15 protein-coding genes are annotated in these 14,733 nt (G+C 67.8%); 13 read left to right on the top strand and 2 right to left on the bottom strand.

Annotation, left to right across the window (positions count from 1 at the left end; genetic code table 11):
• Window positions 1–2: 2 nt before the first annotated feature.
• Entirely contained in the window at window positions 3–806 is an 804-nt protein-coding gene (locus ACEUEL_RS10165; protein WP_405704444.1) for an ABC transporter permease, read from the top strand.
• Window positions 807–824: 18 nt separating this feature from the next.
• Window positions 825–1,586, top strand: a complete 762-nt coding sequence (locus tag ACEUEL_RS10160) for an SDR family NAD(P)-dependent oxidoreductase (protein ID WP_405704442.1) — start codon at window positions 825–827, stop codon at window positions 1,584–1,586.
• A 153-nt stretch (window positions 1,587–1,739) separates the two neighbouring features.
• On the opposite strand, the gene ACEUEL_RS10155 is transcribed toward ACEUEL_RS10160, so the two are convergent.
• Window positions 1,740–2,174, bottom strand: coding sequence for a lipid-binding SYLF domain-containing protein (locus ACEUEL_RS10155; RefSeq protein WP_405704440.1), 435 nt, complete (start codon window positions 2,172–2,174; stop codon window positions 1,740–1,742).
• Between the two features lie 76 nt (window positions 2,175–2,250).
• Here ACEUEL_RS10155 and ACEUEL_RS10150 point away from each other — a divergent pair, with 76 nt between their 5' ends.
• Window positions 2,251–2,469 carry a hypothetical protein gene (locus tag ACEUEL_RS10150; protein WP_405704438.1) on the top strand — a complete coding sequence of 73 codons (219 nt, stop codon included), beginning with the start codon at window positions 2,251–2,253 and terminating at the stop codon, window positions 2,467–2,469.
• A gap of 269 nt (window positions 2,470–2,738) precedes the next feature.
• Here the strand turns inward: ACEUEL_RS10150 and ACEUEL_RS10145 are convergent, their stop codons facing one another.
• Window positions 2,739–3,653, bottom strand: a complete 915-nt coding sequence (locus ACEUEL_RS10145; protein WP_405704437.1) for a LysR substrate-binding domain-containing protein — start codon at window positions 3,651–3,653, stop codon at window positions 2,739–2,741.
• A gap of 114 nt (window positions 3,654–3,767) precedes the next feature.
• Here ACEUEL_RS10145 and ACEUEL_RS10140 point away from each other — a divergent pair, with 114 nt between their 5' ends.
• From ACEUEL_RS10140 to ACEUEL_RS10095, 10 genes are all read left to right on the top strand, one after another.
• On the top strand, window positions 3,768–4,580 hold the full coding sequence (locus tag ACEUEL_RS10140) for a substrate-binding periplasmic protein (RefSeq protein WP_405704436.1): 813 nt from the start codon (window positions 3,768–3,770) through the stop codon (window positions 4,578–4,580).
• A gap of 15 nt (window positions 4,581–4,595) precedes the next feature.
• The gene (locus tag ACEUEL_RS10135; protein ID WP_405704434.1) at window positions 4,596–5,267 is read left to right on the top strand and encodes an amino acid ABC transporter permease; all 672 of its coding nucleotides are present in this window, start codon (window positions 4,596–4,598) and stop codon (window positions 5,265–5,267) included.
• Entirely contained in the window at window positions 5,264–6,079 is an 816-nt protein-coding gene (locus tag ACEUEL_RS10130) for an amino acid ABC transporter ATP-binding protein (RefSeq protein WP_454892296.1), read from the top strand. The genes ACEUEL_RS10135 and ACEUEL_RS10130 overlap by 4 nt, the downstream gene beginning before the upstream one ends.
• Complete coding sequence (locus tag ACEUEL_RS10125; protein ID WP_405704432.1) at window positions 6,076–7,761, top strand: hydantoinase B/oxoprolinase family protein; 1,686 nt, start codon at window positions 6,076–6,078, stop codon at window positions 7,759–7,761. Before ACEUEL_RS10130 ends, ACEUEL_RS10125 begins: the two co-directional genes overlap by 4 nt.
• Before the next feature lie 2 nt (window positions 7,762–7,763).
• Window positions 7,764–9,800 carry a hydantoinase/oxoprolinase family protein gene (locus ACEUEL_RS10120; protein ID WP_405704430.1) on the top strand — a complete coding sequence of 679 codons (2,037 nt, stop codon included), beginning with the start codon at window positions 7,764–7,766 and terminating at the stop codon, window positions 9,798–9,800.
• 11 nt (window positions 9,801–9,811) lie between these two features.
• A complete protein-coding gene (locus ACEUEL_RS10115) occupies window positions 9,812–10,546 on the top strand; it encodes a maleate cis-trans isomerase family protein (RefSeq protein WP_405704429.1) in 735 nt (244 codons plus the stop codon).
• A complete protein-coding gene (locus tag ACEUEL_RS10110; protein ID WP_405704427.1) occupies window positions 10,465–11,763 on the top strand; it encodes a M20 family metallopeptidase in 1,299 nt (432 codons plus the stop codon). The genes ACEUEL_RS10115 and ACEUEL_RS10110 overlap by 82 nt, the downstream gene beginning before the upstream one ends.
• Window positions 11,748–12,755: a 1-aminocyclopropane-1-carboxylate deaminase/D-cysteine desulfhydrase gene (locus ACEUEL_RS10105; RefSeq protein ID WP_405704425.1), complete on the top strand. Its 1,008-nt coding sequence runs from the start codon at window positions 11,748–11,750 to the stop codon at window positions 12,753–12,755. The genes ACEUEL_RS10110 and ACEUEL_RS10105 overlap by 16 nt, the downstream gene beginning before the upstream one ends.
• A gap of 837 nt (window positions 12,756–13,592) precedes the next feature.
• On the top strand, window positions 13,593–13,922 hold the full coding sequence (locus tag ACEUEL_RS10100) for a hypothetical protein (RefSeq protein ID WP_405704423.1): 330 nt from the start codon (window positions 13,593–13,595) through the stop codon (window positions 13,920–13,922).
• 232 nt (window positions 13,923–14,154) lie between these two features.
• Window positions 14,155–14,550 (top strand): hypothetical protein, encoded by a 396-nt coding sequence (locus tag ACEUEL_RS10095; RefSeq protein ID WP_405704422.1) that lies wholly within the window; start codon window positions 14,155–14,157, stop codon window positions 14,548–14,550.
• Window positions 14,551–14,733 lie beyond the last annotated feature (183 nt).

The raw sequence follows: 14,733 nt of genomic DNA, 5'->3' as shown, positions 1-14,733 counted from the left end.
TCATGCGATTGGCGCGCTGGGGCTTCCATCTTTTCTGCGGGCTGGTGCTGGTGTTCCTGCTGGCGCCGGTGCTGGCGGTGATCCCGCTGTCCTTCTCCTCGAACAGCATCCTCACCTACCCGCTGCCGGGCCTGTCGTTGCGCTGGTACGAGGCGGTGTTCAGTTCGCCGCGCTGGTTCTCGGCCTTCCTCAACTCGCTGATCATCGGCGTGGCGGCGACGATGATCGCGGTGGTGATCGGCACGCTGGCCTCGTTCGGCCTCGCCCGCCGCAAGGGCGCCTGGGTGAGCGCCATCAAGGTCATCGTGCTCTCGCCGATGATCGTGCCGATCGTGCTGGTGGCGGTGGCGCTCTATCTGTTCCTGGCGCCGTTGGGGCTCGCCAACACCATGGCGGGGATGGTGCTGGCGCACACGGTCATCGCCGTGCCCTTCGTCATCATACCGGTGCTGACGGCGATCGAGCTGCTCGATCCGAACCTCGCGCGCGCCGCGGCGTCCTGCGGCGCCCGTCCCCTTACCGCCTTCCGGAGGGTGACCCTTCCCGCGATCGCCCCGCCCATGGCGTCCGGCGCGCTGTTCGCCTTCGCGGCCTCCTTCGACGACGTCGTCATCGCCCTGTTCATCGCCGGGCCCGGTCAGCGGACGCTGCCGCGCGAGATGTATTCCGGCCTGCGCGAGACGATCACGCCGGAACTCACGGCCGTGGCGACCATCGTGATGGTGTTCTCGACCTGCCTGTTCCTGCTCATGCAGCATCTGCAGCGCCGGCGCCGTCAGCTTCTCCAATCCTCAGTCCGCGCTTGAGCCCATGGCGGTATCGACATGACTTCGACCTCCCTCCTGGAAGGAAAGCTGGCTCTCGTCACGGGCGCCGCGAACGGCAACGGCGCGGCGATCGCCCGGGGGCTCGCCGAGCACGGCGCTCGCGTCCTCCTCAGCGACATCGATGCCGACGCCGTGGAGGCCCGGGTCCGCACCCTGCGCGCGGAAGGTCTCGACTGCGTCGGGCTGATGCTGGACGTGTCCTGCAGCCTGGAATGCGAGCGTGTTGCCGCTGCGACCGCCGCCGATTTCGGTGACCTCGACATTCTGGTCAACAATGCGGGCATCCGGCCGCGCCATGCGTTCGAGAGCGCGGACCGGAACCTGCACTGGCAGCAGGCGATCCGCGTCAATCTCGACGGCATCCGCAACACCACCCTGGCCTGGCTCGCGGGCCTGCGTCGAACGCGGGGGGCGGTCATCAACATCACGTCGATCGCCGCGTACAATGCCTCGCCCGGCTCCATCGCCTACTCGACCTCGAAAGCGGCGGCGCAGATGCTCAGCAAGGCGCTGGCCTGCGAACTGGCCGCCGATGGCATCCGCGTGAACTCCATCGCGCCCGGCGTCATCGAAACGGAGATGACCCGCCCCTCGCGCGAGGAGCCCGGTCGGCGCAACCGGCTGCTCGCCCGCATCCCGATGGCGCGCTTCGGCAAGCCCGAGGAACTGGTGGGAGCCGTCGTTTTTCTCGGCTCCGATCTGTCCACCTACGTCACGGGAAGCACCATCGCCGTCGACGGCGGATATCTGGCGAACTGACGCGGCGGCATACCCGGCCGCGCGGTGCCGCGGCATCGGGCGGCGGCGAAAGGCGAGGCAGAGGTCAATGGGCCATCGCGGTGGCCGTTGACGCGGATCGCCTTTCGCTTCCGGTCGGCGCAGCTAACGTGCGCCGACGCCCTCTTCAAACGGTCATTTCAGCGACAAGGCCAGTCCGCTCAGATCAAGGCTGACGATGACGCCCTTCTGCTCGCCGCCGAGTTCCAGAACAGCGCCGTTCTGGTTGGTCAGGATGACGACCTGCGCGCCCTTTCCGAGGGCGGCGCCGGCACCGCCCTGCGCATAGACGCCGGAAATGTCCGACGGACGCCGGATATTCCGGACCCTGCCATGAAGTCGCGTCTCGGAGGCGCCGAAGGTGAAGCCGTAGCTCAGCCCCCCGACCGAGAGCGGATATTTGCGGCCCTGAAACGTCAGCACGCCTTCGCCGGCCGATCCGCCGACCACGAACCCGGCCTTGAAGATACGTATGCTGACTGAGCCGTCAGCGGCGCTCGCCATCGATACGGCGCCGATAAGCGCTGCCAAGGCGAGGAGCCCGACCCGTAGTACCGACAAGATTTTCATCGACGATACCTTCCAAACTGAAGCAATGAGCCATGTTGCCCATCGCTAGACAACGCCCACTCTGGCGGTTCGTTGCTTGACAATCAACGGGCAGAATGCCGGGAAAACCACGTTTCAGGGGGCCATCCGTCCGGCGCCGTTTTTCGCCCGACGCGAGGAGGGGATAGAGCGGCGGCGCCGGCACCTCGCCGAGCCCGATACGCGTGCGACCGCGCCCGAGACCAAGCCGCAGCGCCTTGATAAGGCGATCGAAAACGGCCTCGTCACCAGGGCCGATTTCGCGTTGAAGGCCTGATCCGCGCCTCGTCGTCGCGCACCGGCCGCTTGTTCTGATGCGACCTTGCCGGCCCATCGGCGCCCGCGAAGGATGTCGCGCGTCAACCGGGTGAACTGGGACCTGTTGCAGACCCTCATCGAACCTGACTAGCCGCGCCAGCTACCGGCGTCCGGAGCGCGCCGCCAGAAGAGCGCCGCCGAGCGGGACGTCGGGCCATCCTTCTGGCGGCGCCGGGTGACGCGCCGCCATCGAACCCGGCCGTGTCGCAGGCGAGGGGCGCCCGCACGTCAGTCCCGCAAGCACGAGGTCTCGCGCACCATCCAGTCCGAGAAGGTCGCGACCTCACCGCGGAGCAGCACGTTATCCGCATTGACGAGATAGAAGGCGGAACTGAGCCGCAACGTCGTCGGCAGACAGCGCACCAGCGCCCCGCTGGCGAGGAGATCGTCGACCAGATGTCCCCAGCCGAGCGCGACCCCTTGCCCGTTCACCGCCGCCTGCACCAGCAGCGGATAGTTGTTGAAGCGCAGCCCGCCGGGCGGCGCGCCGTGGCCGAGCCCGACGGCACGGAACCACACGCCCCAGTCCGCGTCGCTGGTGTTGGGTTCGTCGACATGCAGCAGCGTCGTCTTCAGCAGGTCCGCCACCGTCTGGATCGGCCGCGCCGCGGCCAGGAACCCCGGGCTGCACACCGGAAAGAGCTCGATGCCGAACAGCTTGCGCGCCATGGTGCCGGGCCATTGCCCGATCCCGTAGCGCAGCCCGACGTCGATCCCCTCGCCGGAAAGATCGAGCACCGCGTCGGTGGCGATGACCCGCAGGTCGATCGCCGGGTGGTCGGCCCGGAACTTGGCGATGCGCGGCATCAGCCAGACCGAGGCGAGGGCGATGGTGGTGGTGATGGTCACGCGGCCGGCCTGGAAGCGCGGGCGCGCCTCCTCCATCGCGTCGGCGATATGGCAAAGCCCGAACGAGACCGCCTGATGCAGGCGGCGGCCGGCGGCGGTCAGCGTGAGGCCTCGATTGCTGCGGACGAACAGCTTGATGCCGAGATTGGCCTCGAACTCCTGAATTTGCTTGCTCACCGCGGCCTGCGAGACCCCGAGATGGCGGCCGGCGGCGCTGAAGTTGAGCAGGCGTCCCGCCGCCTCGAACACGACCAGGACGCGCGAAGGCGGCAGCGACTTGAGGGAAGGTGCCATAACGTCAGATTATGATGAGCCCGATCAAATATCGTCTATCCACCTGCTGCGCGGCACGCAACAGTGATCGAAGCGATCAGCAGGCCGATCAACGGTCCCGGAGGGAAATCCACGATGTCGACCATCAGCAGAATGCCTGGCCTTGCCGTCTCCATCCTCGCGCTCGTCGTCTCCGGCTCCCTCGGTGCGCTCGGAGCGGCCGGCCCCGCCGCCGCGGACGCGCTGGACGGCATCAAGAGTTCGAAGAAGTTCGTCGTCTGCGGCGTTGACGGCATGCTGCCGTATTCCAGCTCGGACGCGAAGATCGCCGGCTTCGAGGTCGAGATCGCTCGCCAGCTCGCCGGGCATCTGGGCGCCACCGCCGAGTATTCGTGGGTGACGTGGGATGCGCTGATCCCCGCGCTGATGTCCAAGCGCTGCGACGCCATCGTCGACGGCATGTTCATCACCAAGGAGCGCGAGAAGGTCATCCGCTTCTCGACGCCCTATTACGCCTCGGGCCAGACGATCCTGGTCCGTAAGGACGACACCTCGGTGAAGGGTCTCGAGGATCTGAAGGACAAGAAGGTCGGGGTGCTCGCGGGCTCGGTGACGGTCAATACGCTGGAGAAAAAGGGCCTCGGCAAGCTCGAGGTCTACCCCGACCAGAACACCATCATCATCGAGCTGAACAACAACCGGATCGACGCCGCCTTTCTCGAGGCGCCGACGGCGGCGTGGGCGATCGCCAACGATCCCTCGCTCAACATCAGGATCGTCGAGGAGTTCGTGCCGGACGAGCGCTTCAATGCGGGGGTCGGGCTGCGCCCGGACGACGCCGCGCTGAAGAAGGCGGTCGATGCGGCGATTCTGAAGATGCGCGAGGACGGTTCGATCAAGAAGATCCTCGAGGGCTACAAGGTGCCCTACTTCCCGATCGCCAACTGATCCTGGCGCGCGACCGTGCTCGAGGAACTCCAGTCGTCCCTGTTCTGGGAAGTGATGCCCTACCTGCTCAAGGGGGCACTCGTCACGCTCGAGATTTCCTTCGTCTCGATGCTGCTGGCACTCGTTCTCGGCCTGGTCGCCGCCATCGGGCGACTGAGCCGGATGTGGCTGCCGCGCTTTCTCGCCGGGCTCTATATCGAGCTCGTGCGCGGCACGCCGCTGCTGGTGCAGCTGTTCATCGTCTATTACGGCCTGCCGAGCGTCGGCATCCGGTTCGAGCCGTTCGTGGCCGGTTTCCTGACCCTCGGCGTCCACTACGGCGCCTATCTGTCCGAGGTCTACCGCGCCGGCATCCTCGCGGTCGACCGCGGCCAGTGGGAGGCGGCGGCCTCGATCGGCATGAGCCGCGGCGTCATCCTGCGCGATATCATCCTGCCGCAGGCGATCCGCACCATCCTGCCGCCGGTCGGCAATTACTTCATCTCCATGCTGAAGGATTCCGCGCTCGTGGCCACCATCAGCGTCAGCGAACTGCTGCGGGCGGGCCAGCTCCGCGTCGCCATCACCTACCGCGCGATGGACATCTACCTGATGGTCGCCGCGATCTACCTCGCCATGTCCTACGTTCTCTCGCGGCTCATCGCCTATCTGGAGCGGCGGACCTCGAACGGGGCGCACCTGCCGTGAACGCGCACACGCCCGTCCCCATCCTGTCGATGACGGCGCTCGGCAAACGCTTCGGCGCGCTGGAGGCCCTCGCCGACATCGACCTCGACATCGCCGCCGGCGAGGTGGTCGCCATCATCGGCCCGAGCGGCTCGGGCAAGAGCACGCTGCTGCGCTGCATGAACCTCATCGAGGTGCCGACCATGGGCCGCATGGAGATCGCCGGCGAGCTGATCCTCGACCTGAAGCCCGGCGACCCCGCGCCCGGTTTCCGCGCCATCGACCGCGCGGCGGCCCGCGCCCGCCGCCACAGCGCCATGGTGTTCCAGCGTTTCAACCTGTTCCCGCATCTGAGGGCGCTCGACAACGTCACCATCGGCCTCGTGAAGGTGCAGAAGCGCAGCCGGGCGGAAGCGGCGGAGATCGGCCGGCACCTGCTGACACGGGTCGGCCTCGGCGACCGGCTCGACGCCTGGCCGGCGCAGCTCTCCGGCGGCCAGCAGCAGCGCGTCGCCATCGCCCGGGCGCTGGCACTGAACCCCGACATCCTGCTCTTCGACGAGCCCACCTCGGCGCTCGATCCCGAGCTGGTCGGCGAGGTGCTCGCCGTGATCCAGGAACTCGCCCATGACGGCAAGGCCAAGGTGATCGTCACCCACGAGATGGGCTTCGCCCGCGAGGTCGCCGATCGGATCGTCATGATGGACCGCGGCCGGATCGTCGAGATCGGCGCGCCCGGCACGATCTTCACCCGGCCCACCCACGAGCGCACGCAATTGTTCCTCCAGCGCCTGCTGCGGCGCGAGGCCAGCCTGAAGGAGGCCGCACCGTGATCTCCGCGACACCGACCCTCGATCCCGTGACCCTCAACGTCATGGCCAGCACCTTCCACTCCATCGCCGAGGAGATGGGCGTCAACCTGCTGCTCACCGCCCGCTCGACCATCATCCGCGAGGCGCGCGACTGCTCCTGCGCGCTGCTCGACGCGGAAGGGCGGATCGTGGCGGAGGCCGAGCACATCCCCGTGCAGATGTCCTCGCTGTCGCTGCCGATGCGCGCCTGCCTCGCCAAGCACGGCACCATCGGGCCGGACGAGGTGTTCGTCACCAACGATCCCTTCCTCGGCGGCCAGCACCTGCAGGACATCACCATCTTCAGCCCGATCTTCCACGCCGGGACGCTGCTCGGCTTTTCCGCCAGCATCGCCCATCATGTCGATATCGGCGGCGGCAATGCCGGGCTCACGCTCACCGCGCGCGAGTTCTACGAGGAGGGACTGCGCTTCAGCGCCCTCAAGCTCAACCGCGAGCGCGACTTCGCCAAGGGCGGGGTGTTCTACGACCTCGTGCATTCGAACTTCCGCGCGCCGCGGATCACCTGGGGCGACATCCAGGCGCAATTCGCCGCCAACGAGGTCGGCCGGCGCCGCATCGGCGAGCTCGCCGCCCGCTATGGCGCGGAGACCGTCGCCTTCTACATGGGCGCCTCGATGGACCATTCCGAGCGGCTGATGCGGGCCGAGATCGCGCGCATCCCGCCCGGCCGCTACGAGGCGGCGGATTTCATCGACGACAGCATCGGCTCCGATCAGCCCATCCCGATCCGTGTTGCGCTGGAGGTGAGGGGCGGGGAGATCGATGTCGATCTTTCCGGCTCGGCGCCGCAGATCCGCGAATTCCTCAACGTGCCGTTCGGCTCGACCTGCTCCAGCGCCTTCAGCGCGATCAAGATGGCGCTGACCGCCGGGCGCGCCACCATCCAGTCGAATGACGGCTGCTACCGCCCGATCCGCATCCACGCGCCGGCCGGTTCCATCCTCAATCCCACGGCGCCGAGCGCGACGCGTGCCCGCATGTGCGGCGCCTATCGCGTGTTCGACGCCATCCTCATGGCCTTGCAGCAGGCGCTGCCCGACCGCGCCGCCGGGCTCGGCTTCCACGTCAACACCACGGTCGGCCTCACCCGCCGCGAGGGCGAGGCCTATTCGATCTTCATCGAGGACATCGGCGGCGGCTGGGGCGGCACGCCGATCGGCGACGGCGCCGACATGCTCGACGCGCCGCTCTCCAATTGCCGCATCACCCCGGCCGAGGCGATCGAGCTCGATCATCCCTTCATCCGGGTGAGCCGCTATGAGCTGATCCCCGACAGCGGCGGCGCCGGCCGGTTCCGGGGCGGCCTCGGCTCGCTGCGCGAGTTCGAGGTGCTGGACGAGGGCGTCGAGTTCTTTGGTTACGCCGACCGCCACCGCCAGGCGCCGCGCGGCGCCGCCGGCGGCGAGCCGGGAGCGCGGGGCGGTTTCGCCATCCTGCGCGGCAACGAGGAGATCGCGTTGCCATCGAAGACTGCCTGTCCGCTCAAGGCCGGTGACCGCGTGCGCATCGTGGTCGGCGGCGGGGGCGGCTTCGGCCGGCCGGAGGAGCGCGGCATCGAGGCGATCGCGTCGGATGTCGGCGCCGGCAAGGCCACACCGGCCTTCGTGCAAAGCCACTACCCCCAGTCCGGACGGGCCTGATCATGAGTGCTGTGCAGAACAACCTGACCCTGGACATCGGCATCGATGTCGGGGGCACCTTCACCGATGTCGTGCTGCTCGGGTCGGACGGGCGCATCGAGGTCACCAAGGGCCTGTCGACCACGCATGACCAGTCGGTCGGTGCCGCCGACGCCGCCGGGGGCCTCAGCCTGCCGCTGGCCGGGGTCCGCTCGATCGTCCACGGCACCACGGTGGCGACCAATGCGATACTGGAACGCCGGGGTGCGCGGCTCGCGCTGCTCACCACGGCCGGCTTCCGCGACGTGCTCGAACTCCAGCGCCAGGAACGGCGCAACATCTGGGATCTCTATATCCGCAAGGTCGAGCCGCTGGTGCCCCGGCATCTGCGCTTCGAGGTGCGCGAGCGTGTCGCCGCCAATGGTGCCATCGTCGATCCGCTGGACGATGCCGGCCTCGAGGCGGTGATCGCGGCGCTGCGTGCCGCCGGGGTCGAGGCGGTGGCGGTGAGCTTCCTCAACGCCTACGCCAACCCCGCCCACGAGATCGCCGCCGCGCACCGCCTGCGCGAGGCGCTCGGCGTCTATGTCGTGCGCTCCAGCGCCATCGCGCCGCATTTCCGCGAATATGAGCGCACCAGCACGACGGCCATCTCCGGCTATGTCGGGCCCAAGGTGTCGGGCTATCTCGACCGCTTCGGCGCCCGCTTCGGCGAGCGCGGCTTCGACGGCGGCATCTCGGTGATGGGTTCGAATGGCGGCGTGCTACCGCTGGAGATCGCCGGCGCGCACGCGGCGACGACGTGCCTGTCCGGCCCCGCCGGCGGCGTGCTCGCCACCCAGCGCCTTTCCCGCGAGAAGGGGATGCCGGACCTGATCTCCTTCGACATGGGCGGCACCAGCACGGATGTCTGCCTCGTCAGCGGCGGCGAGGCGGTGGTCTCGACCCAGTTCCAGATCGACGGGCTGCCGATCACCCTGCCCATGTTCGCGATCGAGACGGTGAGCGCGGGCGGCGGCTCGATCGCCGTGCTCGATGCCGGCGGCATGCTGAGGGTCGGGCCGGAGAGCGCCGGCTCGACGCCGGGCCCGGCCTGCTACGGACGTGGCGGCACGCAGCCGACCGTCACCGACGCGCTGTGCGTGCTCGGGCTGCTGCGGTCCGAGTTCTTTCTCGGCGGGCGCATGAAGCTCGTGCCGGAGGCGGCCGAGACCGCCTTCGCGCCGATCGCGACGGCGCTTGGCGAGCCGGTCGAGCGGGTGGCGGCGATGGTGCTTCACCTCGCCAATGTGAAGATGGCGAACGCCGTCCGCCTCGTGTCGGTACGGGACGGGCACGATCCGCGTGATTTCGCGCTTGTCGCCTTCGGCGGCGCCGGGCCGCTGCATGCCTGCGCCGTCGCCGAGGAGATCGGCGTGCGCCGCGTGGTGGTGCCGCGCTTTCCGGGCGCCTTCTCCGCCTTCGGCCTGCTCTCGGCCAATCTGAAGCGCGACTTCGTCCGCTCCTGGCCGATCCGGCTCTCCGCGCTGGACGAGGCGCGCCTGAGGGACGAACTCACCGCCTTCCGCGCCGGCGTGGAGGCCGAGATGGCGGCGATCGCCAAGGGCCGCCCGGTCGAATGGAGCTTCCGCGCCGACCTGCGCTATGTCGGACAGGCGTCCGAGCTGATCGTTCCGATCGAACACCTGACCGCACCGACCATCCACGGCCTGGCGGAGCGATTCCACGCCGTCCACCGCGCCAAGTTCGGCTATGACGAGCGCGACGCCGACGTCGAGATGATGAACCTGCGGCTGTCGGGTTCGGTCGCCGTCGCGACGCCGCCGCTGCCGGATTTCCCCGCGCGCAGCGGCGCTCCGGTGCCGCTCGGCCGCCTGCCGAGCCGGCTCGAAGGCGCGCCGTTGCTCGCTTTCGCCCAGCGCGACGAGCTGATGGCCGGCGACGCCATCGCCGGTCCCGCCGTGATCGCCGAGCCGACCGCGACGACCTTCGTGCCGCGCGGCTGGTCGATGACGGTCGACCCGCAGGGCCACCTCGACCTCTCCCGCGACGCGAACTGACGGAGGCCATCATGTATGGTCGCAAGGGTCGCATCGGACTGATCGTCCTCGACGCCGACCTCACCATAGAACCCGACCTCCGCCGCCTGCTGCCCGAGGGGGTGGAGATCCACACCGCGCGGGTGATCTATCCCCGCCGGGTCACAGTCGAGAACCTCGCGATCGCGGCCGATCGCGCGGTGGCCTGCGTCGAGGAGTTGCTGCCCATCCGGCCGGTGGCAATCGCCTGGGCCTGCACCAGCGGCAGCTTCTCGGAGGGAAAGGCGGGTAACGAACGCCTGATCGCGCGCCTCAAGGCGGCCGCGGGGGATGTTCCCGTGACGACGGCGAGCGCCGCCCTCGCCGCCGCGCTCGGCACGCTCGGCATCACCCGTCCGGCGGTCGGCTCGCCCTATTCGGCGACGATAAACCAGCGGCTACACGCCTTTCTCGGCGAACACGGGATCGCACCCGTTGACGTTCGCAGCCTCTATGCCGGCGAAGTGGACGACTACGCGCTGCAGGACATCGAGCCGGACCATCTCGCCGACTTCATCCGCGGCCTCGCCGCCGCCGGCGGTGACGGCGTGGTGATGAGCTGTACCGGCGTGCCGACCTCGCAACTCGTGCCCCGGCTTGAGCCGGAGATCGGACGCCCCATCCTCACCAGCAATCTCGCCATCGCGTGGCATTGCTGGAAGCTCGGTGGCATCGAGCCGCTGCCGACCGTCGATTGCCGGCTTTTCCGTACCCTCGCCACCAACTGAGGTTTCCCATGCTCGACACGATCTCGACGACGGGCGGCATCGACCTGCCCGACCCTGAACGCGTCATCGCCACCGTCAGTGCGATGTGCGAGCGCTCCAGCGTCTCCGGCACGGAAGGCGCGTTGGCGGAGTGGGTCGAGGCCGAACTGTCCCGAATGGGGCTGGCCACGCGCCGGCAGGAGGTGCTGCCCGCGCGCTCCAACATCATCGCCACGCTGGAGACCGGGCGCCCCGGGCCGACGTTGCTCTTCAACGGTCATCTGGACACCCTGCCGGTGCCGGCGGGCTATTCTCATGACCCGTTTCGCAGCTTCGTCCGGGACGGGCGAATCTATGGCGCCGAGATCAACAACATGAAGGGCGCGGTCGCCGCGATGATCGGTGCCATGGGTGCGCTGTCGTCGGCGAAAGAGCAATTGTGCGGTCGCATCATCCTCTCCGCCGTGATGGGGGAATGCGACAGCCTCGGCCTCGGCACGGTCGCTTTGGTCGAGGACGGACTTTCGGCTGACTTCTGCATCAATGGCGAGCCGACCGACCTGCAGGTGATGACCTGCCACGTCGGTGTCACGCAATTGCGCGTCCGCGCGCGCGGCAGCTACGTGCATGTCTCCCGGCGCCACGATGACCGCAACGCCATCGCCGAGCTGCTGCCCGCCCTCGCGTCGATCGGCGAGGGCTGCCTGACCTTCCGGCCGCACCCGGATTTCCCGGGACTGCCGACGATCAACATCGGCAAGGTCACCGGCGGCAGCATGGCCTCGATGCTTGCGGCCGAGGCCGAGGCGCTGATCGATGTGCGAACCGTTCCCGGCATGACGCCGGAGAGCGTTCTCGCCGACATCGAAAGGGCCATCGCCGGTACTCGTACCCCGGCGGGCACGATCCCCGACGTCGAGATCAGCCTGATCGAGCGCCCCGTCTTCTGCCAGCAGCACCCTTATCTTGTCGATCGCGACCATACCGTCGTTGGCGCCGTGGCGCATGCTCACCAACGTCTCACTGGGACGCGCCCCTATGTCGGGCCGCTCTATCCGCAGGTTTTCTTCGGCACCGACGCCTCACATCTCAACCGTGCCGGCATCGCGACGGTGATCTACGGGCCCGGCAAGTGTGAGGAGATCAACGTGGTGGACGAAAGCATGCGGGTGGACGATCTGATCCACGCCGCCAATGTCTACACGCTCGCGGGAGCGTTGCTATGTGCCCAGCAGTAAGCGAAACGGCGCGACAGCGCCTCGCCACCATCGCCCGTACCCCGCTCGTCGCGTTGCCGACGCCGCTCGATCGCGCCGAGCGACTCGGTTCCAGGCTCGGCCTCGCCCTGTGGATCAAGCGCGACGATCTGACCGGGCTCGGTCTCGGCGGCAACAAGCTGCGAAAGCTGGAATTCATCCTGGCCGATGCGTTGGCGAACGGGGTCGACACGTTGCTCACCACGGGCGGCGCGCAGTCGAACCATGCCCGCCTCACCGCCGCCGTCGCTGCGCGCGCGGGGCTTGCGTGCGAGCTCTACCTCAAGGGCGAGCCAACCACGGCACGAGCGGGCAACCTGTTGCTCGACGAGCTGTTCGGGGCCGCGATCCATTTTTGCGGCATGATCGACTACCGCGCGATCGATGCCCGCATGGCCGCGCGTGTCGAGGAACTGGCGGCCGCCGGCCGCAAGGGGCTGGCGGTGCCGCTCGGCGGGGCGACCGGGCTCGGCACGCTCGGTTATGTGCTCGCCTTCCGGGAAATCCTCGACCAGATGGCTGCGGCGAGCGATGAACGGCGCCTGACCCTTGCCGTTACCGGCGGCACCGGCTCGACCGCGGCCGGCCTGCTGCTCGGAGCCTCGATCTGGGCGCCGCAGACGCGCTTCCTGGTCGTGAGCGCGAGCTGGAAGGAGGAAATTCTCACCGCCGAGATCCGACGCTGCGCCCTGGATGCCGCCGACCTGCTTGGCGTGCCGGCACCGCACTTCGAGGACGTCGTGGTGAGCGATGCCTTCGTCGGGCCGGGATACGCCCAACCTTCCGAGGAGGGCACGGCAGCGATCCTCGAAACCGCGCGAACTGAAGGCATCGTTCTCGACGGCACCTATACCGGCAAAGCCATGAGCGGGCTGATGGCACTGTCACGTGCCGGCACGCTGGCGAGCAAGGGGCCGGTCGTCTTCCTGCACTCCGGTGGCATCCCCGAGATATTCGTGCCGCGCGGTCCGTGAACCTCGATCGAACCCGGGGCCGGGGGGAGGGATCGGGAGCTATTCCGGCCACTATGCTCAAGCGGAGGCCTGCATCGACGGTGGCGGATCGTCGCTGCAATCACTGTCCTATATTCGGCGGAGTGATGCAAACCGATGGCATGGGTTGGCAGGGCCGAGCTGGCCGCCAGCCGTAGTGGACGCCGGGCGGACCACACAGGGAAACATCCGCATCGACAACACCGAGCGTGCGCAAGCTGCGGTCGAGCCCATCGGCCGGAAAGTCACAATCGAGAGCCTGACGCGCTTCTCCGAGGTCGCCCGCGCTAAACTACGCATATAGACTGGCGAGTATCACTGCGATCACCTTCGAGAACTCGCTCGACGCGTCGAGGGGATGAGCAAGTCGGAGATTCGGCCGGTGGGAAACAAATCTGCTCTGCTTCGCACACTTGCTGCCGCATCAAGCGTAAGAGCGGCAGCGAACGCTCTTCGCAGTTTTGTACCGAAATGGTGTACCAGAAAATATTCGAATCTCTGATCTCCAGATTAATAGTCTCAGGATTTACGTATCGCCAGCTATCCTGACCTTTACTCTGGTGTCAACAAAGGCTTGTTGATTGTTTTAGATGTAACGTCGTTCCTAGCGTATTCTGTGATTTCTAATTTGGCAGTGATCCGGATTGATCGACCTAGCTCGAACTACACGCCTGAGCGGGTCGCTCGGCTATAGAAGCGCGCGGTCGATGCCGCTGAGCCGTCGGCGGATCGCTACGTGCTCTGGGATGCAGAGCTGAAAGGCTTTGGTCTGCGCGTGACCCCTCGGTTCATTTGGATGGGCGTGTCACGAAGGCGGCCATGAGATTTCGCCACCTCCGGCGTCGTGACCGCCTGCCGATCGCGAGCCGCCTCTGGAACGGGGCCGCATTCGTCACCTTCAACCTGCTGGCGGGTGCCGCGCCGATCCAGGCGAGATCGCTCCTTGCCGGCAAGGAGCCGGAAAGCAGGGACACGGCGGCATTCTGGGCGCGCTCGGGGCTGCAGAGCGGCTCGCTCGGCGTCTATGGCGACTTGATAAACGCCTCGTCTTCCCGCACTGGCCGGTCGTTCATCTGCGACCTTGCCGGCCCGGCGATCGGCGCCGCGGAGGAAGTCGCCCGGCTGTCGTCCAGCAGTTGCGCCGGCTGATTGAGGGGGCCGACACAACCTCCGGCGCCAAGCTGGTGCGCACGGCAAGGCGCTACGACCCCTGCACGTTATACACCCGTCTCACCGTCGACCGGGTGATCTTTGACCAGCTTTAGACACTGATCGACCCGAGTTACCGCGCCTCGTTCCGCCGGCAGGAGCGCGCCGCAGAGCGCGACTACGACCAGCCGTTCTGGTGGGCGCCCGGTCAGGCCCTGCCGGGAGGCGCGCGATGACGCGGATGATCTGGAGCCGGGGCAAATGCGGCAGCGGGTATTCGATCGAACGGAGCCCGTATCGGCCCTATACACCGTCGGAGCTGTTGCGCGGTCGGACGGAGAAGACGCCGCCGCGTCCCACTGCACTCCCGGCGCCGGCGGCTTCCGCCGAGCCCGCAGACGGCGCCAGCGTTACGCTGGCCTATCTCGCGCGCCACGGCACGAACCGCCTGTGGATCTGCTGCGGCGCCTACCGTATCGCCCAGCACCGCGACCTCGCAGGGATCTCCGCCGACCTCATGGCACTTCCGGTCGGCGAACTCGGTGCCGCCGTGCGTTGTGAGCAGTTTAGCGCTTCGACGATGGTCAGCCCGTTTACCGAGGGGGCGCGTCGCGATGCCCGCCCGTAGCGACGATCATTCCCCCGTGCCCGCCATTGAACCGACGGCCCGACCTTCAGCACGGCAGCCCTCCGCCCCCGCGCTCTAGCTCGCCATCACGGTGCAAATCCACCAACGGATTCGGTGGCTTGGCGTCACCATGGCGCGCTGCGACGACCGCTCAGGATTGCAGGATGGATACACTTCTAAGCT

The organism is Ancylobacter terrae, assembly GCF_045108345.1.
Classification (GTDB): Bacteria; Pseudomonadota; Alphaproteobacteria; order Rhizobiales; family Xanthobacteraceae; genus Ancylobacter.
Note: the sequence above shows the minus strand (reverse complement) of the source record. Positions and strands in the feature narration are given on the sequence as shown.